Annotated in this window: 27 protein-coding genes and 1 pseudogene; 12 read left to right on the forward strand and 16 right to left on the reverse strand. The window is 60.5% G+C overall.

The annotated features are described in order from the left end of the window. Positions 1 to 28: 28 nt before the first annotated feature. Both NL528_RS09070 and NL528_RS09075 read right to left on the reverse strand, forming a co-directional pair. Positions 29 to 939: pseudogene (locus NL528_RS09070) on the reverse strand (SDR family oxidoreductase). A gap of 42 nt (positions 940 to 981) precedes the next feature. After that, positions 982 to 1650, reverse strand: coding sequence for a hypothetical protein (locus NL528_RS09075; RefSeq protein WP_309182347.1), 669 nt, complete (start codon positions 1648 to 1650; stop codon positions 982 to 984). Between the two features lie 182 nt (positions 1651 to 1832). On the opposite strand from NL528_RS09075, the gene NL528_RS09080 reads away from it, so the two are divergent. Beyond that, positions 1833 to 2723, forward strand: coding sequence for a LysR substrate-binding domain-containing protein (locus NL528_RS09080; protein ID WP_309182348.1), 891 nt, complete (start codon positions 1833 to 1835; stop codon positions 2721 to 2723). Between the two features lie 67 nt (positions 2724 to 2790). On the opposite strand, the gene NL528_RS09085 is transcribed toward NL528_RS09080, so the two are convergent. Further along, the gene (locus NL528_RS09085; RefSeq protein WP_309182349.1) at positions 2791 to 3447 is read right to left on the reverse strand and encodes a TetR/AcrR family transcriptional regulator; all 657 of its coding nucleotides are present in this window, start codon (positions 3445 to 3447) and stop codon (positions 2791 to 2793) included. A gap of 93 nt (positions 3448 to 3540) precedes the next feature. Here NL528_RS09085 and NL528_RS09090 point away from each other — a divergent pair, with 93 nt between their 5' ends. From NL528_RS09090 to NL528_RS09110, 5 genes are all read left to right on the forward strand, one after another. Further along, on the forward strand, positions 3541 to 4116 hold the full coding sequence (locus NL528_RS09090; protein ID WP_309182350.1) for a hypothetical protein: 576 nt from the start codon (positions 3541 to 3543) through the stop codon (positions 4114 to 4116). 14 nt (positions 4117 to 4130) lie between these two features. Further along, entirely contained in the window at positions 4131 to 4577 is a 447-nt protein-coding gene (locus NL528_RS09095) for a MaoC family dehydratase (protein ID WP_309182351.1), read from the forward strand. A gap of 110 nt (positions 4578 to 4687) precedes the next feature. Further along, complete coding sequence (locus NL528_RS09100) at positions 4688 to 6229, forward strand: AMP-binding protein (protein ID WP_309182352.1); 1542 nt, start codon at positions 4688 to 4690, stop codon at positions 6227 to 6229. A gap of 89 nt (positions 6230 to 6318) precedes the next feature. Further along, positions 6319 to 6738: a CopG family transcriptional regulator gene (locus NL528_RS09105; protein ID WP_309182354.1), complete on the forward strand. Its 420-nt coding sequence runs from the start codon at positions 6319 to 6321 to the stop codon at positions 6736 to 6738. A 5-nt stretch (positions 6739 to 6743) separates the two neighbouring features. Continuing rightward, complete coding sequence (locus tag NL528_RS09110; protein WP_309182356.1) at positions 6744 to 7940, forward strand: PHB depolymerase family esterase; 1197 nt, start codon at positions 6744 to 6746, stop codon at positions 7938 to 7940. A gap of 325 nt (positions 7941 to 8265) precedes the next feature. Here the strand turns inward: NL528_RS09110 and NL528_RS09115 are convergent, their stop codons facing one another. Then, entirely contained in the window at positions 8266 to 9174 is a 909-nt protein-coding gene (locus tag NL528_RS09115; protein WP_309182358.1) for a LysR family transcriptional regulator, read from the reverse strand. Between the two features lie 109 nt (positions 9175 to 9283). Between NL528_RS09115 and NL528_RS09120 the strand changes: the two genes are divergently transcribed. Next, a complete protein-coding gene (locus NL528_RS09120) occupies positions 9284 to 10003 on the forward strand; it encodes an SDR family oxidoreductase (RefSeq protein ID WP_309182359.1) in 720 nt (239 codons plus the stop codon). Between the two features lie 89 nt (positions 10004 to 10092). On the opposite strand, the gene NL528_RS09125 is transcribed toward NL528_RS09120, so the two are convergent. Continuing rightward, on the reverse strand, positions 10093 to 10857 hold the full coding sequence (locus NL528_RS09125) for an alpha/beta hydrolase (protein ID WP_309184838.1): 765 nt from the start codon (positions 10855 to 10857) through the stop codon (positions 10093 to 10095). A 118-nt stretch (positions 10858 to 10975) separates the two neighbouring features. Beyond that, positions 10976 to 11437, reverse strand: coding sequence for a DUF4440 domain-containing protein (locus NL528_RS09130; protein ID WP_309182360.1), 462 nt, complete (start codon positions 11435 to 11437; stop codon positions 10976 to 10978). 130 nt (positions 11438 to 11567) lie between these two features. Here NL528_RS09130 and NL528_RS09135 point away from each other — a divergent pair, with 130 nt between their 5' ends. Next, the gene (locus NL528_RS09135) at positions 11568 to 12077 is read left to right on the forward strand and encodes a helix-turn-helix domain-containing protein (RefSeq protein WP_309182361.1); all 510 of its coding nucleotides are present in this window, start codon (positions 11568 to 11570) and stop codon (positions 12075 to 12077) included. A gap of 445 nt (positions 12078 to 12522) precedes the next feature. Here NL528_RS09135 and NL528_RS47000 read toward each other — a convergent pair whose 3' ends face one another. The 7 genes from NL528_RS47000 to NL528_RS09155 form a co-directional block, all read right to left on the reverse strand. Then, positions 12523 to 12663 carry a GMC oxidoreductase gene (locus tag NL528_RS47000; protein WP_375143993.1) on the reverse strand — a complete coding sequence of 47 codons (141 nt, stop codon included), beginning with the start codon at positions 12661 to 12663 and terminating at the stop codon, positions 12523 to 12525. Then, entirely contained in the window at positions 12660 to 12971 is a 312-nt protein-coding gene (locus NL528_RS47005; RefSeq protein ID WP_375143994.1) for a GMC oxidoreductase, read from the reverse strand. The genes NL528_RS47000 and NL528_RS47005 overlap by 4 nt, the downstream gene beginning before the upstream one ends. Continuing rightward, complete coding sequence (locus NL528_RS09140; RefSeq protein WP_309182362.1) at positions 12926 to 13924, reverse strand: GMC family oxidoreductase N-terminal domain-containing protein; 999 nt, start codon at positions 13922 to 13924, stop codon at positions 12926 to 12928. The genes NL528_RS47005 and NL528_RS09140 overlap by 46 nt, the downstream gene beginning before the upstream one ends. Further along, the gene (locus NL528_RS47010; protein ID WP_375143995.1) at positions 13924 to 14166 is read right to left on the reverse strand and encodes a twin-arginine translocation signal domain-containing protein; all 243 of its coding nucleotides are present in this window, start codon (positions 14164 to 14166) and stop codon (positions 13924 to 13926) included. The genes NL528_RS09140 and NL528_RS47010 overlap by 1 nt, the downstream gene beginning before the upstream one ends. A 69-nt stretch (positions 14167 to 14235) precedes the next feature. Continuing rightward, positions 14236 to 15042 carry an alpha/beta hydrolase gene (locus NL528_RS09145; protein WP_309182363.1) on the reverse strand — a complete coding sequence of 269 codons (807 nt, stop codon included), beginning with the start codon at positions 15040 to 15042 and terminating at the stop codon, positions 14236 to 14238. Next, a complete protein-coding gene (locus tag NL528_RS09150; protein WP_309182364.1) occupies positions 15039 to 15545 on the reverse strand; it encodes a nuclear transport factor 2 family protein in 507 nt (168 codons plus the stop codon). The genes NL528_RS09145 and NL528_RS09150 overlap by 4 nt, the downstream gene beginning before the upstream one ends. 245 nt (positions 15546 to 15790) lie before the next feature. Continuing rightward, positions 15791 to 16582 (reverse strand): SDR family oxidoreductase, encoded by a 792-nt coding sequence (locus tag NL528_RS09155; RefSeq protein ID WP_309182365.1) that lies wholly within the window; start codon positions 16580 to 16582, stop codon positions 15791 to 15793. Positions 16583 to 16923: 341 nt separating this feature from the next. Between NL528_RS09155 and NL528_RS09160 the strand changes: the two genes are divergently transcribed. Continuing rightward, on the forward strand, positions 16924 to 17283 hold the full coding sequence (locus NL528_RS09160) for a MarR family transcriptional regulator (protein WP_309182366.1): 360 nt from the start codon (positions 16924 to 16926) through the stop codon (positions 17281 to 17283). Between the two features lie 117 nt (positions 17284 to 17400). Next, a complete protein-coding gene (locus NL528_RS09165) occupies positions 17401 to 17703 on the forward strand; it encodes an antibiotic biosynthesis monooxygenase family protein (protein WP_309182367.1) in 303 nt (100 codons plus the stop codon). A 49-nt stretch (positions 17704 to 17752) separates the two neighbouring features. On the opposite strand, the gene NL528_RS09170 is transcribed toward NL528_RS09165, so the two are convergent. Beyond that, positions 17753 to 18679 carry a LysR family transcriptional regulator gene (locus NL528_RS09170; protein ID WP_309182368.1) on the reverse strand — a complete coding sequence of 309 codons (927 nt, stop codon included), beginning with the start codon at positions 18677 to 18679 and terminating at the stop codon, positions 17753 to 17755. Positions 18680 to 18833: 154 nt separating this feature from the next. On the opposite strand from NL528_RS09170, the gene NL528_RS09175 reads away from it, so the two are divergent. Together NL528_RS09175 and NL528_RS09180 are read left to right on the forward strand one after the other, a co-directional pair. Further along, positions 18834 to 20309 carry an FAD-dependent oxidoreductase gene (locus tag NL528_RS09175; protein WP_309182369.1) on the forward strand — a complete coding sequence of 492 codons (1476 nt, stop codon included), beginning with the start codon at positions 18834 to 18836 and terminating at the stop codon, positions 20307 to 20309. Positions 20310 to 20396: 87 nt separating this feature from the next. Continuing rightward, positions 20397 to 20825, forward strand: a complete 429-nt coding sequence (locus tag NL528_RS09180; RefSeq protein WP_309182370.1) for a biotin/lipoyl-binding protein — start codon at positions 20397 to 20399, stop codon at positions 20823 to 20825. Between the two features lie 32 nt (positions 20826 to 20857). Here NL528_RS09180 and NL528_RS09185 read toward each other — a convergent pair whose 3' ends face one another. Then, complete coding sequence (locus tag NL528_RS09185; protein WP_309182371.1) at positions 20858 to 21466, reverse strand: alpha/beta fold hydrolase; 609 nt, start codon at positions 21464 to 21466, stop codon at positions 20858 to 20860. Between the two features lie 22 nt (positions 21467 to 21488). After that, positions 21489 to 22652, reverse strand: a complete 1164-nt coding sequence (locus tag NL528_RS09190) for an amidase (RefSeq protein WP_309182372.1) — start codon at positions 22650 to 22652, stop codon at positions 21489 to 21491. Positions 22653 to 22667: the final 15 nt, after the last annotated feature.

Here is a 22667-nt window from a genome sequence, read left to right on the forward strand (position 1 = left end):
AGCGATTGCGGCGTTAGTAGACCATTCGCTATTCGAACGATGTGCCTGTCAGAGTTTCGGAAACGTCCCAGAGCCTAGCAGCGGTTGCCGTGTCGCGCGCTTGGGGCATGATCAGGGCTCTGGCCGGGGCGCCTTTCAGTTCACCATTCCTCCGGGTCCGTAGTAAGCGCCGGGCTGGGCTTCCGGGCTTGTCGCCGCGAACAGGATCGGGCGAGCCCCATCCGGAGCGGACTGACCGAAGAATGGTGCCGCGAAATCCGTGGCAAGCGAGAGAAGACCGCCCGGACCGCTCGCGAACAGACCGGTTCGTGCAAACCCTGGATGGGCGGCAATGCGTGTCAGCTTCCAGCCGGCCGCGTCGCTCCGCCGCTGCAGGTCGAGCGCGAACATCAACATCGCGAGCTTCGATTGCCCGTATGCCTTCCATGGCGAGTAAAGGCGGGCGCCCTGCAGATCACTGAAATCGATGAATCCGGTCCGGTGCGCCAAACTGCTGACGCTGACAACCCTTGGTGCGTCAGCCTGGCGCAATAGCGGCTGCAACCGGGCAGTAAGCGCGAAGTGGCCGAGATAGTTCGTTCCGAACTGCATCTCAAAGCCGTCGGCCGTAATTTGCCGGCGGGGCAGGGCCATGACCCCCGCATTGCAAATCAGGAGGTCAAGGGACTGCAAGGTGTGCATTCGCCGTGCGAAGTCGGCGATCGACGCCAGGCTGGCTAGATCGAGAGGTTCGTAGCTCACATTGGCGCTGGTCGCTTCGCGGCGGATCCTATCGAGGGACGACTGCCCCTTTCGATCGTCTCGACCGGTCAGAATGACCTGCGCACCGGCCTTGGCCAGGGCTATAGCCGTCTCATGACCGAGACCGCCCGTCGCGCCCGTTACGACGGCCACTCTGCCCAGTAACGAAGGGATTTCGACCTGTGTCGAACCAGCCATGAAAGAACCTGCTCAAGGAATCAAATCTCTTGCAGGCTCCGCTTATTTTCTGATTAGCGGGATCTGCAGGTTGGTGGGACGGTTCTGCTCGGTGTCAAAGCCGCGGCCATCGATGTTGCGCGCCCCCCAGAACAGGAGATCGCCTCTGACATAGACGAGATCATACTCCATGAAATTGGTCCCCTCCTTGAGGCCGAAGGGGACGAAGGTCTTGCCGAATATGCTTTGAGACGAGTTGACCGCCCAAGGAGCGTAACCTGCCGACGCGACCTTGTTGAGCACGTCGGCAAATCCCTGCACGAGGGGGGTGACTTCGTAGCTCTCGTCGGCGATGAAATCGACCTTCTGCGCGCCTGCGACGATCGGGTGAGAACCCTGCCACAGCATGTGCCCGCCGATCTTGATCCGTGCGAGCGGCACCGCACCGTAAGGGTCGGCCGAATTGACGACCTCCAGTTCAAACCGGTCGGAGGGGAGATACTTGAAGGTGCGCTTGAGGTAGAACGGCTTGAGCGGGCCGTCCGGATTTTTGCTCGGCCGGACCTCCGGTGCGATGCTCTCCCAGTCTCCAAGCAGCGTTTCCTTGATCTTCGCGATGTCTGCGTCCATGCCGCTTGCTCTCGTCTGGTTTGTGGGGGACTGCGCCGCGGCCTCGCCAAATCCCGCCGTGACCAGCAGAAATAACAGCGACGCCCGAATGGCTTTACACATGTTCACGCTCCAATAGGGCAACGCCTTGGACTTCGCGCCGGGCCCCACGGATCAGGGCCGCAGCACGCTCTCTGCCTGCCAGGCAGACCATGCGTACAGAGTCGCTTGCTATAGAGAGCGCTGGTAGCCGTGAAAAAGACTTTGTAAGCTGGCCCCATGCTTGCGAGACATGGGAGGCTACGATGGAGTTACGACATCTGCGTTATTTCATCGCCGTCGCTGATGCGGGCAGCCTGACTGTTGCCGCCGAAAAAACCCTCAATACGTCCCAGCCTTCTCTCAGCCGGCAGATACGAGATCTCGAACAGGAAGTCGGCACTCAATTAATGACCCGCAGCGCTCAAGGCATTGAGCTTACGTCGGCGGGCAAGGCTTTTCTGGATCACGCTCGAATGGCGCTGCTTCAGGCAGATGCAGCCAAGGAAGCGGCCCTTCGCGCGGCTCAACCTCCGAAACCTACCTTTGCCCTCGGATTCATGTCAGGTGCCGAAATCGGCTTGCTGCCTGAAGTGACCGGCGTTCTTCGCGAGGAGTTTCCCGGTATCGATCTCCGTCTGTCGAGCGACTATTCTCCTGTGCTCGCGAAAGCCTTGATCCGGCGCAAGCTCGATGCGGCTTTCATCCGACGGGAGGAGCACATGGAAGACCTGGCTTGCACGCGCGTGCGTACTGATCCTCTGGTGTTCGTGTTTCCGAGTGACCACCGCTTCTCCACGCAAGCGACTGTTGCGCCGGAAGATATCGGGGATGAAGTGTTCTGTCTTCCGTCCAAAGCAGCCCCTGCGGTCCGCCGTGCCGTTTTGGAATATTTCGACCGAGCCGGTGTCGATCTCAAGCCGGAACATGAAGTCCACAATGTCGTTCATGCAATATCTATGATCACATCGACACGTGCGGTCATGCTGCTGCCGGCGTACACGAAACGGTATCTGCCTGAATCAATAGCCACACGTCCGGTGAGGGGGGAGGCGCCGACCGTTGACTTGGTCATCGCGCACCACAAGGCGAACAAATCACCGATCGTGAAACTGCTTATCTCCAGCGTCGGCAAGCTTGGCGGGACGCCATCTTGAGCGCGCGTCCATGGACGGCGGACCGAGTCACATGAAATTTCGTGGTCGTACTGCGGAATAATCGACCTCATCGCACTTTTTGGTTTTGACCGAATCCAGAGCGCAACAGCGATAGAATTTGCTTTGCGATCACTGCCGGCGCGTCGTCTCTTTCCTTCTTGAACCAGAAAAGCGTCCACGAAAGCGCGCCAATCATGGTCAGGCGAAGATACTGTCTGTTGATATCGCGGCTCAGCGGCAGATCGTCGATGAGACGGATGAATATGCTTTCGTACTCGTCGCGCAGCGCGATGACGCGATCCTTGATGCTTTCGGGGTAGTGCCAGGGCGGCATCACGAACAACGCCTGGTTCGCCCGCCGCCAGTCCAATAGGCCGGAGACGTGAGCCACGCAGGCTGTCTCAAGGCGTTGCCAGGGATCGGTTACGGGCGCGATCGCCTCGTTGACCCGGTTCAGGAGCTCGATGCCGCCTTTCTCCCAGACCGCCCACAGCAATTCTTCCTTGGATCCGAAGTGATAGTACATCGAGGCCGGCTGCATTTTGGCGGCGGCGGCGATGTCGCGCATGGATGCGCCATCGAATCCCTGTTTGTTGAAGAGGGTCTCCGCGACGGAAATAATCCGCTCCCGCGCCTGCATGCCTTTCGTAAGGCCGTCCCGGGGCGGGGCTACCTCCTTGTTGGCGCGCTGTTTTTTCGGCTTCGTCGTCAATTTAGAGGCCATGATACTTTTCGCTCTCTTGCGGCATTTATTTTCTAACGAACGTTCGGTAAGTTAAAAACCTAACGACTGTTCAAAAACAATAGCAACTGAACTTTGAATGAGGAAGCGATGCCCGTACCGGTTCGGCTGGATAAGTACATTGAGACCGACAAACAGCGGCACTTTTCCCGCGATTTCATGATCGGTTGGGCAAACTACGAGACGTGGGAGCAGGCGACCGTCGGCGAGTCCGGTCCCGCGCTGCGCACGTTTGAGATCATCGAAGAAGACATTGTGTCGTACAACCGCGCCTGCGGCGAAACCGATCCGCTGATGATCGATCCGGCCTATGCCCGGCAAAACTCCCCGACGGGTGAGGTCTTGCAGCATCCAGTCTTCGTGACCACGATTGCCTTCTACAGTCTCGGCGAGAAGGGCATCGGAACCTGGATTCGCACGCCCGGCGCCCGCAACCCGCAGCAGCGCATCGAAATCGTCGAGGCGTTCCGTTACGGCGAGGTGATCACGACGACCGTCACCACGGCGGACAAGTTCGTCCAGAGAAACAAGCCGTATCTCCAGATGCTTCTCGACTTCCGCAACGAAAAGGGCGTGCTCAAGGCGCGCTGGTGGTGCTCGCTGATCCTTCCCCAGACGCAGGCCGATGTTGCCCGCTTCGCCAACGCTTGATTGAGGATTTTCAGATGACAGTTCCGACCTTCAGCCAGATTGAGTCTGGATATGAGTTCGCGGTTGTGAAGCAATCCTACGTTCAGTCGGCGATCGACCAATATGCGCTGGCTTCGCTCGACATGAATCCGGTCCACACCAACGAGGAATGGGCCTCTCGCGCCAAGGTGTTCGGCATTCCCGAGACGGTCGGGCACGGCATGATGACGATGTCGACCTTGACCTCGGTCGTCACGCGCGTGTGGGGCGTCGTCAACAAGCAGGGCGGTAGCGTTCGCTTCGTGGATGCAAAATTCACCAAGCCCGTGAAGGTCGGCGAAACCGTGACGGCGACCGGAAAGGTCAGGCGCAAGCACCACTACGGACCAGGCAAGAACTGGGTTCAGATCGCCATCGAGGCAAAGGACTCGACCGGAGATCTGATCGGCCTTGCCGAAGTTGGTTACAACTTGCCCGATTAAGCCGTGGTGGGGTCCGAGGTCGGTCGGGCCCCCTTCACCGCGACGGGTTTCGTCGACGGGAGACTGAACGGCCGTTCGAAATAATAACAGAGAACATCGAGGGAGTGAGCATGCCGAGCCGGATTGGCGATGCGCTACGTTGGTACGCGACGTATACGCCGCAAAAGACAGCGATCATCTCCGCCGAAGGTGAGCAGTCCTACGCGCAGCTATGGTCGCGCGTGTGCCGCCTGGCCAATTCTCTTTCGAAAAGAGGCATTAATCCCGGCGACCGGATCGCGCTGCTGCTGCAAAACAGCGGTCGCTATCTCGAACTCTATCAGGCGGCCGCCGTGCTCGGCGTCGCCGTGGTGCCTCTCAATTTTCGCTTCGTTGCCAGTGAAGTCGAATATGTCGTCAATCACTCCGGCGCAAAGGCATTGGTGTTCGATTCGGCATTCATGCCGACCGTTGACGCGCTGCGGGACAAGCTACCTTCGATCGGCAGCAACTACATCGTGACCGATGGAGACGGCGTGCCGCGGGTTCATTCGTATGAGCGCCTTGTCGAGGCCGGCCTTGAAGTCGATCCCGCCGTACCTGCCGATCTCGACGCATGCTATTTTCAGGGCTACACCTCGGGTACGACCGGTTTCCCGAAAGGGTGTGTCAATCCGCACCGCGAATTTGCCGATTGTCTGCGGCGGATGGCCACGATCTATGGCATCACCCCGGACGACAGAGAATTCGTGGCGGCTCCCTTGTTTCACGAGGCGCCGGCGTTGTTCGCTCTGCTCCAGTTGTTCCGGGGCGGAACGGTCATCGTCACCGGCGACAGCACGCCGGCGAATGTGTTCGGGCTCATCGACAGGCATCAGGCCACATGGACCTTTATGGTCCCCACCATGTGGGCGCTCATGGTTACGAGTGAAGAGATTGACCGGTTCGACCTCGGGTCGCTGCATTCGGTCATCAGTGGAGGTTCTCCGCTTCTCACCCATACCAAGGACGCCTTGATCAAAAGGCTCCCCAAGGCGGGGCTCAACGAATTCTACGGCGGAACGGAGGTCGGTCTGGTGACCAACCTTGACCCTTCTGACCAGGGGCGCAAGGTTCGCTCCGTTGGCAAGCCGGTGATCGGCATGTTCGTCGAACTGCGCGATGAGGACGGAAAGTCCGTCGCGCAAGGCGGCATCGGGGAAATCAATATCGGCGGCGCGACGCTGATCCGGGAGTACTTCAATAATCCGCAAGCGACGGCGGGCGCACGAAGCGGCAGCTTCTTTACGCTCGGCGACATGGGCCGCTTTGACGAAGAGGGTTTTCTCTACATCGTCGACCGCAAGAAAGACATGATCATCAGCGGTGGCGAAAATATCTTCCCGAACGACATCGAGGATGTTCTTTACAAGCATCCCGCCGTGCATATGGCGGCGGTCGTGGGGGCCCCGGATCCAACCTGGGGCGAAATCGTCGTGGCTGTCGTGACGAAGAAGCCCGGCTACTCTGTCAGCGAGACCGATCTCATCGCGCACTGCAAGGGATCATTATCGAGTTTCAAAGTGCCGAAGAGAGTCGATTTCGTCGAGCAACTGCCGATGTCGTCCTTCGGGAAAATACTAAGACGAGAGGTGCGTAGTCCCTATTGGGAGACGCAGGGCGTAAGGGTCTAAAAATCTAAATAGAAAGGTGGCCAAGCACTTGAAATGATGTCCGGACATCCATATACCATCCATGCAGATGGCATACGGATGTTGACACGATGGCGAATAATGTCCAGGAACTTCGGCCCAAGCCGCCCGAAAACGAAAAAATCACGATTAATCTTGGCTACGTCGACCTTGGTCACGTCGATCTGATGGTTCAGGAAGGGTTCTACTCGAACCGTACCGATTTCATCAGGACGGCGATCCGGAACCAGCTCGAACGTCACGCCGACGTCGTAAAGCAGTCAAGGGCCCGAAAAAGCCTGGATCTCGGTCTGCGGAACTACGGCCGCGAGGATCTCGAAGCGGTGCAGCGAGCCGGCAAGATGCTGCACATCAATGTTCTGGGCCTTGCCAGCATCTCTCAAGACGTCACGCCCGAGCTTGCGCGCTCCACCATTGCCTCAGTCTCCGTGCTGGGAGCATTCCATGCCAGTCCGGCAGTCAAGGCCGCTCTCGCCGACAAGATACGGTGAAGGCGATGCTGAACCAGGACATCATTCGGGAGGCGACACGCCTTACGCGAGCGGGCCAACTCGTTGAAGCGACCGCGCTCCTTCAGCGCATGCTTGGCGGGGATAGTGCGCCAGACACGCCATCGCGCAGCGGCAGCGGCATCGCTCTTACAGGACGCGAACCGTTAATCATTGACGCAAAGGCCAATCGCATAGAGGAGACGGATAATCATCCGCAATTAGAGCCAGCAACCTCTCAACCGCGCAGGCTCTGGGCGTTACTGGATCGCAAAAAGGGGCGCTCTGGGATCGGACTGCCTGGTGTGATTAAGCGCGCCCCGCTGTCCACACCGGACATCGTGCCGGAGGGCGCCCGGTTTATTGAAAGCATGTACAGCAGTCCCGCGGGAAGTCGTGCCTACAGGCTCTTCATCCCGAGCCGCTATCAGGAGCGACCGCTTCCTTTGGTCGTCATGCTTCACGGCTGTAACCAGTCGCCGGATGATTTCGCCGCTGGCACGAGGATGAATTTCATCGCTGAGGAACAAGATTGCTTCGTGGTCTATCCTGCTCAGCCCAGCCAGGCAAACCAAGCTAAATGCTGGAACTGGTTTCGCACAGCTGACCAGCAGCGAGGCAGAGGTGAACCCTCGCTTATCGCGGGCATTACTCGCCAAATCATGGATGACTACTTGGTTGATCGTAAGCGCGTCTACGTTGGGGGACTGTCGGCCGGAGCGGCTGCGGCGGCTGTTATGGGAGCAACATACAACGATCTGTACGCGGCAATCGGCATACATTCTGGCCTTGCGTGTGGGGTTGCCACGGACCTTCCCTCTGCGCTTGTCGCGATGCGACAAGGCGGGCCCAATCACAAGGTAATTTTTGATGACCGACCATCTGTCCCGACCATTGTCTTTCACGGCGATCGCGACACTACCGTGCATCCAGGCAACGGCGGTCAGATTCTTGAGCAGTCCGTGAGAGCAGTGAGCACACAAAAGACGGTGTATAGCGGGCAAGTACCCGGAGGGCATGCCTATACCCGAACGATCCTGAGCGACGCGAGTGGACGCGGAATGTTGGAGCACTGGAATATCCACGGAGCCGGACACGCATGGTCCGGAGGCAGCCCTGCGGGCTCCTACACTGATCCGCGAGGACCGGACGCAACAAGGGAAATGCTTCGTTTTTTCCTCCAGCATTCGCTTCCGGACGAGTAAGGCCGCCTCAGTCGACGGCGACGGACTTGCCGGAAGGCGGCCGTTTTCTTCACAAGCCTTACGGGCGCGAGCAGGGTGGATGAGTGTGCCGCGACAAACTGAGTGCAATATAGTTTATGCTGCTACTCGCCCTTTACCCCTGATGTCGGCTTTTGGCAGATAGTTTTGAAAAAGTCTTCCTCGGGTAAAAGCCGAATTGTTCTAGCGCCGCTGATGCGTTTCCTCCGCTGGGGTTTGTGTGACCACGTCATTTTACAGAAAACGATGACCGCCAGCACGAAGCCTGGCGGATCTTGCATAGCGTCCGCGGTCGTCTTGAAGGGACTCATGCACCCTTGGTCAACGCGACGACGAAATCCACAAAGGCGCGCACTTTCGCCGGCGGCAACCGTCGCGATGGATAGAAAACGTAAAGCGGAAAGCGCTCACCGCTCCAGTCGGGAAATAGCTCCATCAGTCTGCCGTCGCGCAACCCTTCGGCACCGAGTTCGAGCATCTGTGCAACGCCTAGGCCGGCATGGCACGCCGCCAACAACGCGCCCGCGTCATTCAATGTCAGACGGCCGGCGGCCTGCACCGCCAGAATTTTTCCTTTGCGCCAGAATTCCCAGGCAAACGGCCGGTCGGTCGCCGGATCGCGAAACATGATGCATTCGTGCTTTATCAGATCCTGCGGGCGCGCCGGCCGGCCGTGGCGCGCGAGATAGCTAGGCGCCGCGCATGTCACGACGCGGGTGTCGGTCAGCCGCCGCGCCACAAGAGCGGACGGCTCGGGCTCGCCGAAACGGACCGCGACGTCGAACCCCTCGGCGACCAGGTCGCCGAGCCGGTCGCGCACCGTGAGGTCCACCGACAGTTCGGTGTGGGCGTCAAGGAAGGCGACAAGGCTGGCGCCAAGATCGAGCCGCGCAAACATCGGATCGACCATGATACGCAGCCGCCCGCGCACAGTGACAGACGCACGCGCAGCATCGCTCGCGGCCTCCTCCAGTTCGGTAAGCAGGGGACCAACGCGCGCGTAGAAGCGACGGCCCTCGTCGGTGAGCGTCACAGCACGCGAGGTGCGATCAAGCAGGCGCACGCCGACACGCTGTTCGAGTCGCGCCACGGCGCGGCTGACGCCGGACTGTGTGAGGCCGAGCACGCCGGCCGCGCGCACGAAATTGCCGGCCTCGATCACGGCGGCCAGCACGCCGAGCCCGCTCAGCAGGCGGCTATCGAATGGCGGATCCAAAGATGACTCCTTGTCATGCTCAGGATGACAAAGATGCGCTCGCCGCAATGAAAGTCCAGCCCTATCTTGCGCTTACGCGGAAGGTTTTCAGAGATAACAGGAGATGGATATGACCTTGAAGGACAAGCGCATCGTGATTCTCGGCGGCACATCCGGCATCGGCTTGGCGACCGCACAGGCCGCCGCGCAGGATGGTGCCACGATCGTGGTAGCCTCGAGCCGGCAACGCAGTGTCGACAACGCGCTCGCAACCCTGCCCGCCGGCACCGAAGGCCACGCTCTCGATCTTTCGAACGAGGAGGCGGTACGCGGCGTGTTCGACCGGATCGGCGCATTCGACCATCTGGTCTTCACCGCCGGCGAAACGCTGCAACTCGGCGAATTTGCGGACACCTCGCTCGACCAGGCGCAGCAGGCGTTCAATCTGCGCTTCTGGGGTGCGTTCGCGGCGGCAAAATATGCCGGCAAGTTGATCCGGCCGGGAGGCTCTATCGTTCTCACCACGGGAATCGCGAGCCTGCGCCCACGCAAGGGATGGACGGTGGCGGCGAGCATCTGCGGCGCGATGGAAGCGCTCACACGCGCACTCGCGATCGAGCTTGCGCCGGTTCGGGTCAATGCAGTCTCGCCCGGGGTGGTCAGGACCGCACTGTGGAGCAATATGTCCGAGGCCGATCGCGACGCGATGTATCGCGACATCGGCGCGACCCTTCCGGTCGGCCGCGTCGGTGAAGCATCCGACATCGCACAAACCTATGTCTACTTAATGCGCGAAGGCTTCGGCACCGGTCAGGTCATCGTCGTGGACGGCGGAACCGTGCTGGTGTGAATGTCTCCCGATTCCGAAGTTCGCAAAACTGTGCAGCACGCGCTGATACGAGCTTCGGAATCAAAGGAACGCCTCCGTGTTGAGTGCCGCTATCCTGCGGCTTCCAAGATGAGTTGGGCAATTTCGTCGGGATGAGAGATCAACGAGAGATGGCTCGCCTTCACTTCGATCGTCTTGGCGCCCATCCGCTTGGCCATGAAGCGTTCGAGATCGGGATTGATCGTCCTGTCTTCCGTGGAAACGGCATAGAAACTCGGCTTCGACCGCCAGGCCGCATGCGTCGTCTTGCCGGTGAGCAGAGCTTTCTGAAACGGCTGCTGGACCGCATAGAGGATCTTCGCCTTTGCTTCCGGCAGGTCGCCCGCGAAATCGCGCAAGAACGCAGCCTCGCTGAGACGTCCTTCGTCGCCGTCGAAGACAATTCCGGCGGACGCCGGTGGCGTCGGATATGTCTTGGCCAACGCCGTGTAGTCCTCGCCCGCATCCGGCGCCCGCGCCGCCACATAGACAAGAGCCGACACGTTCGGATGCATCCCGGCCTCGGTCACGATCATTCCGGAGAAGGAATGCCCAACCAGGACCGTCGGACCATCCTGCCGCGCCAGCACGCGCTCTGCCGAGGCCACCGCTTCAGGCAGCGTTGTCAGGGGATTTTGCACGGCTGTGGCATTGAGCCCCGCTGACTGCAATCGTGTGATCACCTCGGACCAGCATGACCCGTCGGCGAACAGGCCGTGCACAAGGACGACGTTTCGGGCTTTCGGCGCGGGTTGCGCCGCGGCGGTTCCCAGGAAAAAAGTGCTCGCTGCCCCCGCAGCCGCCATGCTCACGAATGTGCGTCGGTTCATCTGGATACCTCTGTGATAGCTTTCGACGTGCCTTTTCCTGCATCTATATTCTGAAGCAAGAGGCGGATTGTTACGCTACGTCACGGGGTCGTGATTCCGCGAAAACGGCGACCGGCCGCCGCGATTATTTCAGTTGCGTATTTGCGATCGGCATGATGGAGGCGACATGCCAGCCCTTTGCATCGCGAACGAGCGTCTGGCTGATCAGAAACTTGTTGTCCTGCGATGGCTGGCCTGGAAGGCCTCGCGTGAAAACGATCGGGACAAGAATTTGCATCACGTCGTCTGAGATCGCGGTCGCGCGAAATTGTGACATGTCGGGTTCGAGATGCCATGTGCCCTGGTAGTATTCCTTGAAACGTTCGGCGACGGCGTCGGGCCCTCTGGTCTCGACGCCTCGCCCGAACCAAAGCATGTGGGGCGAATTCCAGAGCATGGCTTTCACGTCGCTCACGTTATGGGCATTTTGCGCGGCGACGAATTTGCCAAAGAACGTGCGTGCCTCGGCCTCATCAGCGGACGCATGTCCACCTGGCGCTATCATTGCGACAAGAAGAAACGCGACTCCGGCCAAACGATAGCGCATCTATCGACTCCTATTAATGATAGTCATCATGATTATATTCATGATAGCTGTAATGTATAGAGTCAAGGGGTTCGGAGACGCACACATGAAAGTGAGCAGAGAGCAGGTCGTTGAACATCGGGCACGGATCTTGGCCGCCGCGGCGCGCCTGTTCCGGCTGCGCGGCTTCGACGACGTCACGGTAGCGGAGGTCATGAAAGACGCCGGTCTGACGCATGGCGCCTTTTACGGGTACTTTTCTTCGAAGGACGCGTTGATCGCAGAGGCTGTCGGCCACGCGCTGCCCCCGGCTCCGGACAGGGCCAGTCCGCGCCGTCCGGCGGCGCAATATGCCGACGGCTATCTCAACGTTAAGCACCGCGATGACCGGGCAACCTCTTGTCTGTTCTCGAGCCTGGGAACGGAAGCCGCGCGCGGCTCAGCCGAACTCCGACACAGCATGACCGAGGCCATCCGTCGCCGGATCGGTCATCTCGGTTCCGAGGCAGAGGGTGACACGCCTCGCGAAAAGCGGCGCGCGGCGATTGCGGCCTGGTCGGCCATGGTCGGCGCAATGGTACTCGCCCGTATCGTCGACGATGAGAAGCTGTCGAAAGAAATCCTGAGCGAGACGCGGGCTTCTCTTCCTCTCGTGCAATGAAAAGCCAGCCGACCGCTCTGTGGGGGATATCAACTTCGAGGAGACCAGGGACATGTCGTAGGACTCGGGTATGAATTTTGTGTTTGCCATGAGTCTCGCTTAGGCCGGGAATTTATCGCCGAACATCGGGAGGCCGCTGCGCGGTTGTTCACGCGTGGCCTCGTCCTGGATGACGTCCCAATGCTCCGCCAGCACTCCGTCCTCTATGCGAACGATGTCGGCGACGATTCACGCGGCCGGCATGCCATGACCGCTGAACCGCCCATGAAGTATGACGAAATCGCCGGTCGCCGCCGCAATGTAGTTCTCGTAGCGCAGCGTCGCGGGCAAGCTCTTGACCAAGCCAAAGAACCCGTCGCGGCCGGGCGGAATATGAGCGCTGTGCTGGATGTAACGCGGAGACCAGAAGCGCTCCTTGGAAGCGTAGTCGTGCGTGTGTTCCCCGTCAGCATTTTTGCGCCGCCCGCTCCGCGATCATAATCGTCGGGGCATTTGTTTTACCGCTCGTTATGGTCGGCATGATCGACGCGTCCGCGACGCGCAGATTTTCCACGTCATGAACACGGGTCCACGACGGCCCCCTCATGGACGCCCATGGCGCAAGATATTGCGCGCAACATATTCACTCACTCCGGCCTTCCCAGAGGGAATCTCTCCGGTCTCTCGCTTGCGCCATTCAGACAGTCCGGCCGTTAACCCGATCGCACGGCAATGTTCAACTGCTGCGCACAGTGCGGTAAGATCGGCTCCCGCGGAAAGATAGTTCGGATCGATCAGAAGCGGCGCGTTTATATCGGCGCAGGTGATCTTGATGCGCCCGCGGCTCTGCGTCCTGAGAAGCCCAAGCCCTATCGAAAAAGCCTCATTCGGCTTGATTTGGGGAACACCCACCACAGCAGCGCCAAGCAGAGCATGTACATCCGGTGTCGAGGCTTCCTTTGTGCTTCGAAAGAAAAGCTGGCTCTCGGCGCGGGATGCGGCTGCCATCGGTGCCTTCGTTTCGGCGACGAAGGCCGTGATGAATGGATGATCTTGAAGACCCCATAGCGGCGAAGTTCTTCGGCATTGCCGACGCCCGAAAGCATGAGCAGCCGGGGTAACTCGATCGCTCCGGCGCACAGGACGGTTTCCCTATCGGTATTAACCTCAAATTGCTCCGTCCCAATCCTAAACCGGATCCCTGTGCAACGGCTCCGCTGGAAGGAAAGTGCATCAACGCGCGCACGGGTCAGCAAAGTCAGGTTCTGCCGTTCAAGCGCAGGGAGCAGGTAGCCGCGGACAACACTGAAGCGCCGGCCATCCTTGATATTGAAATCCATGAAACCGGCACCATCGCGTAAGGGCGCATTGACACCCTCCAAGACCTCGTGCCCCATTTCCTCACCAGCCTTGAGGAAACTTACCGTCAGCGGGCTAGTCTCAGCGACTGGCCCGACATGCATGGGGCCGTGAGACCCGCGCTCGCCGCTGGAGGTTTGCCGCGCGCAGGTCTCGATGCTCTTTGAGACCGGCCGCAGGCTCGCATAGTCCCAGCCCTGATCGCCCGCATAGGCCCATTGATCGAAATCGGCGGCGTGTCCCCACACCCAGATCATCGCATTGATGCTGCTGGATCCCCGATGACTTTCCTCCGGGGCCAGTCGATGACGCGCCCTGCGGCTTGGGCCTGCGGTACTGTGCGATTGGCCCAATCGGCATCGGTTCCGAAATTGGCTGGCCAGAGCGCCGAGGGTTTGCAGAGCGGGCCGGCTGATATCGGCGCCCCCCGCCTCAATCAGCAGGACGCGGCAGGCAGGATCTTCGGAAAGTCGGGCCGCGATCACGCAGCCTGCGGAACCGGCCCCCATTACGATATAGTCATAGGAAGCCTCGATGTTGCGTCCGCCCTGGCCCTAACTTGGGGAGACGCCATCGCGCGATCGGCCATTGCGGCCGCGAATGCCGATCCAATGCCGATTGCCGATGCGAGCTGGAGGAATCCACGCCGCTCGATCTGGCCAGCGGCGCCTCGCTTCACAAGGTTGGCCAGAACGTGTTTCTGCTGGTCATCGCAGTCGCTCGCGTTAGGCGGAATCTTTTCGCCGCTCATCGTCTTCTCGCTGACATGATGGGATGAAAAGCGGCTTTGAAGCCGCTGTCATAACGATCTCCTCAATAGCTAGGAGTCGTGCTGGCGTAAAAACTCGGTAGCCAAGGACAGAAATTCGTCGGCCGCCTCGAAGTATGCCAGATGCCCGGCACTGATCTGTCGGCACATTGAACCGGGAATGATCGCAGCCAACTCGGGCGTCTGCGTGACGATCTGATCGTAAGCACAGTTGATTACAAGCGTGGGACTTGTAACGTTCTCGGCTTGTCGGCTCACATCGACAGCCAGATCGAGCTCGATTTGACGTGCGATCCCCTCCCAATTGGCGAGAGGCACGTAGCCTTTGATCATGTCCTCGATCGTCGAGGCGCCCGCGTTCGAAACAAACGCCGGCGTGAGTCCGGAGAGCAAGAGTAGCCTGAGAAATGCGTCGCGGTTGGTCCGGAGCAAGTCAAGCCAGAGCTCGAATTGAAGCTTGAGCCGCGGCTCTGCGCCCCGCGAAAAGCCGGCGACCACAATGAGTGATCGGACCAGATCCGCGGAACTGGCTGCAAGCTGAATTGCGATCGCCGCTCCGAGGGAATGACCGATTAGATCGAACCGGCTCACGCCGGCCGCGCCGGCCACCTCCCTTACCTGGCGCGCAAGTTTTTGCAGGCTAAGTGCGCTGCCATCATCCGTCGTGTCTCCGGAGCCCGAGTAGTCCAAACTGATCACGGTCCGGTGTTTGCCGAGCTCTGCGATCACCGGACCCCAATGCGCATCCAGCGCGGCCGTACCGTTTACGAGTACGACAGCGGGACCTTGCCCGTGCACTCGATATGCGACGCGCGCACCATCGACGTTTACCGCTTTCGTTGTTGCCGCCATCGTCATCCTTTAAACTCCGTAGTTGGATTTCCGTGTGAGCGTCGTGCTCGTCGCCGCATTGCGAATGTTAGGCGCCGCTGCGGTGCGCCCGGCCTGTCGCGATGCAACGCTCCGCGGCTATTTGAGCTGGGTGTTTGCAATCGGCAGGATGGAAGCGACGTGCCAACCATCTGCATCGCGAACGAACGTTTGGCTGATGAGAAAGGTGTTGTCTTGAGGCGGTTTGCTGGAAGGCCGCGCGTGAAAACGATCGGGACAAGAATCTGCATAACATCGTCCGAGATCGCCGCTACGTGAAACTGCGACATATCGGGTTCGAGATGCCACGTGCCCTCGTAATACTCCTTGAACCGAGCGGCGACCGCATCGCGTCCTCTGGTTTCGCCGCCGCGCGAAAACCAGAGCATGCTCGGCGAATTCCAGAGCATGGATTTCACATCGTCCGCGTTATGCGCATTCTGCGCAGCAACGAATTTTGAAAAGAAGGCCCGTGCCGCGGCTTCGTCCACGGCAGCCCGATGCAACTGTCATGAGGACAACGAGAGGGGCTGCCCGACCGGAGGATAGCGCATGGGGCGCGCAAATCGCCGTAGCATCGCAGCGATTAATTGTTCACGTTTAACCTCGCTTCGTTTCAGCGCCGGCTTCGGCGAGCGCGTCCGCGCATCATCGTTGCCGGTTGACCCAGGTAGCGGCCGCGGCGCGGCCGGAATCTGCATTCGCCGAAGTGACCCCGCCGGGTGCCGGCTTTCGGTTAAGCCGCGTATCGCGCCGCCAGCGCGCCATTCATCAGGCCGCCGACCAGCACTTGGCGCGTCTTCTGGTGATCATCCCAGACGGCCTGGTCAGGCAACGAAGGGAAAACCCAGTTCTCGCCCCGATCCAGCCCCTTCAGCGCCGCGTCCACCAGCTGTTGCGGCTTCATCACCGCGCCGACGGGAAGATTGCTGACAGGCAGTCCGGCCTTGTTCCAGAAGTCGGTGTCGACCGCCGGCGGAATGACTACCTGCACAAGGACGCCTTTGCCTGCAACCTCGCCTTGCAAGGCTTGCGAAAAGCTCACGACGTAGGCCTTGGAAGCATTGTAGACGCCGAACTCGGGCCACGGATGGAAGGCCAGCACGGATGCGACATTGACGATGGAACCGGTGCCGCGCGCCAGGAAGCCTGGCAGCACTGCGCGGGTGAGACGAGTCAACGCGGTAATGTTAACCGCGGTCGTCTCATCCAATGCGTCAGAACTCAGCGCGGCGAATGGACCGAAGCTTGCGGTGCCAGCGTTGTTAATCAGGGCGGTGATTGTCGGATCGCTCGAGATCCGCGCCTCGACGCGCGCCAGATCCTCCGCCTCGGCAAGGTTGGCGACGAGGGTGTCCACTTTGACATCTGTTCTTTGCTTGACCGCTTTGGCGACCACGTCGAGCGTCTTCTGTTGACGGCCGACGAGGAGCAGGTCGTGCCCCCGTTCGGCCAAGCCGGCAGCGTACAGGGCGCCGATGCCGCCCGTAGCTCCGGTCACCACCGCCGTTCTTTTTCGATCAGACACTCGAAGTCTCCTATTTGCCGATTTGGAATAGTAGCATATGCCACCTATTATTAGTGGCATAGGCTACTTATGCAAGCCGGCTACAGGGGACATCATGGGAAGGTGAAAAGTCGTGATCACGCCGCACGGCGCCACCTGCAGGTATGCGTGTTGGCATATGCCACCACTTCCTCGGCGCTCCCCGAGCGCTATAATTCATGTCGTGACTACGGAGATCGGCCGTGAAAAACGACATTAAGCCCCGTGCGACCAAGACCACTGCAGGGGCGGAAATGCTGAGCTACTGCAACAACGCTTCGCTTCGCAAAGCCGCTCGACGTCTGGGAAGGCTCTACGACGCCGTGTTCGAGCCGAGCGGCCTGAAGGCAACCCAGTTCAGCTTGCTCACCCAAATTTATGATCTCGGCAGTCCGACCATGGCGGGGCTCGCCAAGAGTCTGCTGATGGATCTGTCGGCTATGCGCCATTCCTTGGGTCCGCTGATGCGCGATGGCTTGGTGAGGCTTCGGGTCGAGCCAGAAGACCGCCGGGTCAAGCGGGTAGTTCTCACGCCCGCCGGGGTGGCGAAATTCGAAGAGGCGATGCAGCTTTGGCAAAAGGCGCAAGGCCGTTTTGAAAAGGCGTTCGGTTCCGCGCGCGCGGCGAAACTTCGCTCTGAGTTGAAGTTCTTGACTTCCGAAGGATTTGGCGACGCCTTCTAACCGACTGCGATAAGCCTCGAGCTTGGAGCGCACCATGTCGGCTAGTGGCGGCGTAGCTCCGACCTAATCTCTGAAGGAAGCGACACTATGACCACGATTTCTGCGAGAAGCGATGTAATGACCCTGATCAATGTGTTCACGGTTGACGTGGAAAACCAGCGACGGCTCGTTGAACTTCTAATCGAAGCCACGGAGGTTGTGCGTCGGGCACCAGGCTTTGTTTCTGCCAGCCTCCATCGCAGCACTGACGGGACGAAGGTCACGATGTATGCACAATGGCGGAGCATCAACGATTATCAGGCAATGCGTCAGGACCCTGTCCCTCTTCCTTTCCTTCAGGAAGCGCTAACGATCGCCAAGTTTGAACCCGGCGTCTACGAGGTAGTGCGGACCTTCACACCCGCCGGCGAACCAGATTAAAGCGATTACGCTTGGGTCCGCTTTGCGCCAAATAGCTATCGTTCAGCTATCAGAAGCAAACCTGACCTTCGTCGGCTGACAATTTCGGCCTAAGCTCCTTCGCCGCATACTCGACAAAAGCCCGGGTTGCCGGCGCCATCCGGCGTCGGCTCGTGAATACCATATGGACGATGCTGTCCGGCGCACGCCACGCCGGCAAGATGTGCACCAAGCGCCCGGTGGCGAGAGCTTCACGGGCATGGATCTTCGGTAGCAGCGCGATCCCCGCTCCACCCAAGGTCGCCTCCAGAAGAACTTGTAGGTCGCTAAAGGCAAGCCTCGGTATGAAGTCTACAAAGGCCTCTTCGCCGTCCTCGCGCCACAGAGTCCAACGCTCATCGATCACTTCATCCCGGCCAGCGAGCAGCGGCCCGTTTGGAAGATCAGTCACCGCGCAGACCGGCGCACGTCGCAATAGATGCGCCGGTTGCGCGACGAGAATCCGCCTGCTTACGCCGAGCTGCTGGACCACGAGATCTTGATCTGTGTCCAACCGTTCGCGTACGCGAATCGCGACGTCAAAGCCTTCTTCCACCAGATCGACTCTCCGGTTTGAGACAGCGAGTGCCAGCCGTACCTCCGGATAAGCCGCCATGAAGCCCGATAGCATCGGTGTCATAATGTTTGATAGCAGACCGGGTGGACATGCGACCCGCACTGTACCTCTAGGAAGCGCGCTGGCCTCGGCCGCGACGACGGCGGCGGCCTCCGCAGCGGCTACCATTGTCTCGCACTGCTCGTGCACGGCACGCCCGACGGGCGTGATCCGAAGGCTGCGCGTTGACCGCTCTATCAGGCGTACTCCGTAGCACTCCTCCAACCTCGCGACCCGCTTGCTGAGCGACGACTTGGTCACGTGCAGCGCTCGCGCTGCGGCGCTAAACCCACCGTGCTGAACGACCTTGGCAAAGGCAAACAGATCGTTGAGGTCGCGCATTTGTGAGCCTCTACTGTCCTCGTTTGGGAAACGGCGCGTTCTCGATCGCCTAGCTAGTAGCAATCTTGTTTCCAGTCCAGACCTACACCTATCAACAGGCCGTGTCTGGAGGTTGGCCGGACATCGTTGTGCACTGGCTCTTTTGGGCAGATAGATGGAGTACCAATTCTTGAGCAACGAATTCGATGTCCTGGTGGTGGGCGCTGGTCCCGTCGGGCTGTGGGTTGCCTGCGAACTCGCTCTAGCGAAAGTGAAAGTCGCGGTGCTGGAGCGACGCGCCGATGTTGTCACTCAGTCCCGTGCACTGGCGATGCAAGGCCGGACCCTAGAGGTGTTCGCCCTACGCGGGCTCGCCGATCGTTTCCTCGCGCGCGGCCGCCCGATCCCGAAGGGCCATTACGCTGGACTTAGCACGCCATTGGACTTCTCGGTGTTCGACACGCGCTTTCCCTTTATGCTGTTCCTGCCTCAGGCGACGACCGAGGCGCTGCTCGAAGAGCGGGCGCTGGAACTTGGTGTGGATATCAGGCGTGGCCATGTCGTCGAAACAGCAGAGCCATCTGCAGACGGCGTTGTCCTTGAAGGCCGAAACGACAAGGCGTCCTTCCGTTTTTCTGCACGCTACGTCGTCGGAGCTGATGGCGCTCGTAGCTTCATGCGGCGTGCGGCCGGCATCGATTTCGGCGGCCATCCAGCACAGCATGCTTTCATGTTGGCAGAGGCCGTGCTCGACGCGCCACCGCCACAACCGTTGCTCACGGTGGTGAACGAAGCCGGCGTCTTGTTTGTGGTGTCCTGCGGCAACGCTGTACATCACAGGGTCGTGGTGGGTGCACCCGTTTCCGTCACGGAGCCTATACCGCTCGCTGAACTTGCGGCCGCCGCGGCCCGCATCGGAGGGACGGATCTTCGCCCGCGCGATGCGGTCTGGCTCACACGCTTCACCGACGAAACGCGGCTCGCGGAGCACTACCGGAACGGCCGCATTTTCCTCGCTGGCGATGCTGCCCATATCCATGCCCCAATGGGCGGCCAGGGCCTGAACGTCGGCATCCAGGACGCAATGAACCTTGGCTGGAAGCTGGCGAGCGTTCTACGCGGCACCGCGTCCGAGGCGTTGCTAGACACCTATGAACGAGAGCGCCGGCCGGTCGGCGAGGTACTCCGCCGCAACACGCTTGCCCAGGTTGCTCTCTTCTGCAAATTCGATCCTTCCGCGCTTGCTCTGCGGGGCGCGTTCGAGGATTTGCTGCGTGTACACGAGGTCAACCGTCAACTCGCTGGTGAAGGTTCGGGCTTCGGAGTGGCCTATCCCGAGCCGCTTTTCCGGCCGGATCCGGGCTGGGAGCATCGGAACGGAGTAAGCGGACAGCGTCTTCCCGACATGGATCTCGTGCTGGAGGAGGGTTCGCGGACGGCACTCTACCGTTTTCTCGAGGCTGGCCGCTGGGTTCGGTTGCAACGTGCGCCGGATAGAGAAACCCTTTCGAATGCGGAATGGATCACAAACGTTAACTTGGCGCCCGAAGGCAATGATGGGCTGCTCGCTAACTTCGCTTCGGTGCTGGTGCGCCCAGACGGCTATCTCGCTCACGTGCGTCCTGACGATATCTCTTTATCGCGCGGCTGACAGGTGGAATTGGGTTGAAACAGGAGCACCGCGAACGTAAACGACAGCTTGAATGCCAACCTCAATGCGTAAGGAGACCTGCTGCTGTTGGCGGACGCGTATATGGGCGCGCCCTGGACACGCGACGGCACGGTGCGCACCTATGTCGTCACCATGGCGCCGGAGATCACGGGACGCATCGTCGAGCTATCGGCGGCCGACAATCAGTTCGTGCACAAGGGGGATTTGCTGCTGGTGATCGACCCGACCAACTACAAGATCGCCCTCCAGTTGGCCGATGCGGCGGTCGATCAGGCTCAGGCCACAGCCCAGAATGCAGCGAGGCAGAACGCCGCCGCAAACTCGACGACCTGTCGGTCTCGGTGGAGCAGAAACAGGTCTTCGACGCGAACGCCGTCGCGGCCCAGGCGCAATATCAGCAGGCGGTCGCCAACCGCGATCAGGCAAAGGTTAACCTGGAGTGTGAACCGGCGCGACGGAATGACCCCACCCAGATTAGTGATGTCAAGGACTTAGCTTGCCGATCGGCACCGGACCCCCACGCCTATTCACACCCAGCCGGCGTAAATGTGGCCAAAAGCCCTAAGCGCCAGCACCGGCTCGCTCGAAAAGCGACCATTGCCGGTATGCTCGGGCGCGGCTTCGAGCGTGCGCAACAGGCCGGACAGAAAAACCTTGTTGTGATCGGCCGTGCGGGCGCTGCCGCAGACGACGAAGGCGCGTTCCACCATTTCGGGGTAGAGCGCCGCCCAATGATAGGCCTGCATACCGCCCATCGAAAATCCATAGACGGCGGCGAGTTTGTCCACGCCGACCATTTCCGTGACGAGACGGTGTTGCGCCCGCACATTGTCGGCGACGGTGACAAGCGCGGGATAATCCGGCGTCTCCGCCGCGCCGGACGATTCCCCGTTCGAGAACATGCCCACGGCGATGATGCACCAGCGCGTGGGATCCAGAACGCCTTCCGGTCCGATCAGCCAGGACATATCCGCAAGACGCGCGGAATAGCTGCTGGGGTAGAGAATGAGATTGTCGCGCTTGTCGTTGAGCGTGCCAAAGCGTTGCCAGGCGAGCAGGGCCTCGCGGATCACACCGCCTTTTTCCACGGCAAAATCGCCGAGTGCAAAGCTGCCCGTCTCATTCTCCAAATTCATCGCTCTTCTCCAGGGGATCCGTCTACGCGTTCTCGGCGGCCTGCGCTTCGAAAGCAACAGCAACACGCAGAAGGTCGAGGTCCGACCCGCGAGCGCCGATGATCGAAAGCCCCACCGGCGCGCCATCGGCCGTGGCGCCCGGAAGATTGACCTGCGGCACGCCGGTGAGGCCGCCCTGGCTGGTCAGGCAGCTGATGCGTTCGCGCATGGGGTCCAGTTGGTGAAGCGGCAGACCTTTCTGCGGCGCCGGAAACGGCGTCGTCGGCAGGCAGAGGATCGTGTCTGATGGCAGCAGCATGCGGAGCCGGGCGCGGGCTTCCATCCGCATCAGGCTCGCGGCGTTGCGCTCCGCGTCGGTCATGACAGAGCCCTGCAACAAGCCCCGCGCCACGCTGAAAGCAAGCCGCGGATTCTGGCCGTCGAGCCAGGGCTGGAACGTGCGCCAGGCCTCGCTTGCTTGCAGCACGCGTTGTGCGCGCTGCCAGACCGAAAGGCCTTGCGGCGCCAAGGTGACATCGCGTCGTTTGCCGATCAGCGCCGCGAGACGGCCGACGGAAGGCGCGAGCGCCTGCTGCACATTTTCATCCGCGAAGCCAAAGGCATCCGCGGCCACCAACAGCGTCGTGGGTAGCGTGGCGGGCAGGGCGCTTCCGAACAAAACCTCGCCAACCCGCGCGAACGTCGCGGCATCGCGCGCGAACCAACCACAGGTATCGCTGCCCGGTGCCTGCACGGCAATGCCGGTGAAATCGATCCGCCCATGCGTCGGCCGGATGCCGTAAAGGCCGCAAAAGCTCGACGGCACGCGCACTGAACCGCCCGTATCGGTGCCAAGCGCGAAATCGCAGGCCTTGGCGGCGACGGCCGATGCCGATCCGCTCGACGAGCCACCCGGCACGCGGCCGGGCGCCGCCGAATTCAACGGCGTGCCGTCATGCGCGTTTTCACCGAGAATGCCGAGCGACACTTCGTCGGTGATCGTCTTGCCCACGACTGACGCGCCGGCATCGAGCAGGGTCTGCACGACCCATGCGTGACGGGACGGCGTTGCGGCGAAGCGGGGCCAGTCGGGATTGCCGCCGCCGGTCGGCACGTCGGCGACATCGATCAGATCCTTGACCGCGAAACTGAGGCGGGCGAGCGGCCCCGTCGTTGCACCCGGCACATGCGTGCGCGGGCCCGGCACAAAGGCTTCGGTCGA

This window comes from Bradyrhizobium sp. Ash2021, assembly GCF_031202265.1.
Classification (GTDB): domain Bacteria; phylum Pseudomonadota; class Alphaproteobacteria; order Rhizobiales; family Xanthobacteraceae; genus Bradyrhizobium.

Excerpts from the sequence above, each read along its gene's own strand:
- NL528_RS09120 (WP_309182359.1), top strand. The coding sequence starts at position 9,284 with ATGACCTTGAAGGACAAGCGCATCGTGATTCTCGGCGGCACATCCGGC.
- NL528_RS09145 (WP_309182363.1), bottom strand. The coding sequence starts at position 15,042 with ATGACGATGGCGGCAACAACGAAAGCGGTAAACGTCGATGGTGCGCGC.
- NL528_RS47010 (WP_375143995.1), bottom strand. The coding sequence starts at position 14,166 with ATGAGCGGCGAAAAGATTCCGCCTAACGCGAGCGACTGCGATGACCAG.
- NL528_RS09100 (WP_309182352.1), top strand. The coding sequence starts at position 4,688 with ATGCCGAGCCGGATTGGCGATGCGCTACGTTGGTACGCGACGTATACG.
- NL528_RS09080 (WP_309182348.1), top strand. The coding sequence starts at position 1,833 with ATGGAGTTACGACATCTGCGTTATTTCATCGCCGTCGCTGATGCGGGC.
- NL528_RS09170 (WP_309182368.1), bottom strand. The coding sequence starts at position 18,679 with ATGCGCGACCTCAACGATCTGTTTGCCTTTGCCAAGGTCGTTCAGCAC.
- NL528_RS09185 (WP_309182371.1), bottom strand. The coding sequence starts at position 21,466 with ATGAATTTGGAGAATGAGACGGGCAGCTTTGCACTCGGCGATTTTGCC.
- NL528_RS09130 (WP_309182360.1), bottom strand. The coding sequence starts at position 11,437 with ATGCGCTATCGTTTGGCCGGAGTCGCGTTTCTTCTTGTCGCAATGATA.
- NL528_RS09175 (WP_309182369.1), top strand. The coding sequence starts at position 18,834 with ATGGAGTACCAATTCTTGAGCAACGAATTCGATGTCCTGGTGGTGGGC.
- NL528_RS09075 (WP_309182347.1), bottom strand. The coding sequence starts at position 1,650 with ATGTGTAAAGCCATTCGGGCGTCGCTGTTATTTCTGCTGGTCACGGCG.
- NL528_RS09165 (WP_309182367.1), top strand. The coding sequence starts at position 17,401 with ATGACCCTGATCAATGTGTTCACGGTTGACGTGGAAAACCAGCGACGG.
- NL528_RS47000 (WP_375143993.1), bottom strand. The coding sequence starts at position 12,663 with ATGAGGGGGCCGTCGTGGACCCGTGTTCATGACGTGGAAAATCTGCGC.
- NL528_RS09085 (WP_309182349.1), bottom strand. The coding sequence starts at position 3,447 with ATGGCCTCTAAATTGACGACGAAGCCGAAAAAACAGCGCGCCAACAAG.
- NL528_RS09105 (WP_309182354.1), top strand. The coding sequence starts at position 6,319 with ATGGCGAATAATGTCCAGGAACTTCGGCCCAAGCCGCCCGAAAACGAA.
- NL528_RS09140 (WP_309182362.1), bottom strand. The coding sequence starts at position 13,924 with ATGGGGGCCGGTTCCGCAGGCTGCGTGATCGCGGCCCGACTTTCCGAA.
- NL528_RS09095 (WP_309182351.1), top strand. The coding sequence starts at position 4,131 with ATGACAGTTCCGACCTTCAGCCAGATTGAGTCTGGATATGAGTTCGCG.
- NL528_RS09110 (WP_309182356.1), top strand. The coding sequence starts at position 6,744 with ATGCTGAACCAGGACATCATTCGGGAGGCGACACGCCTTACGCGAGCG.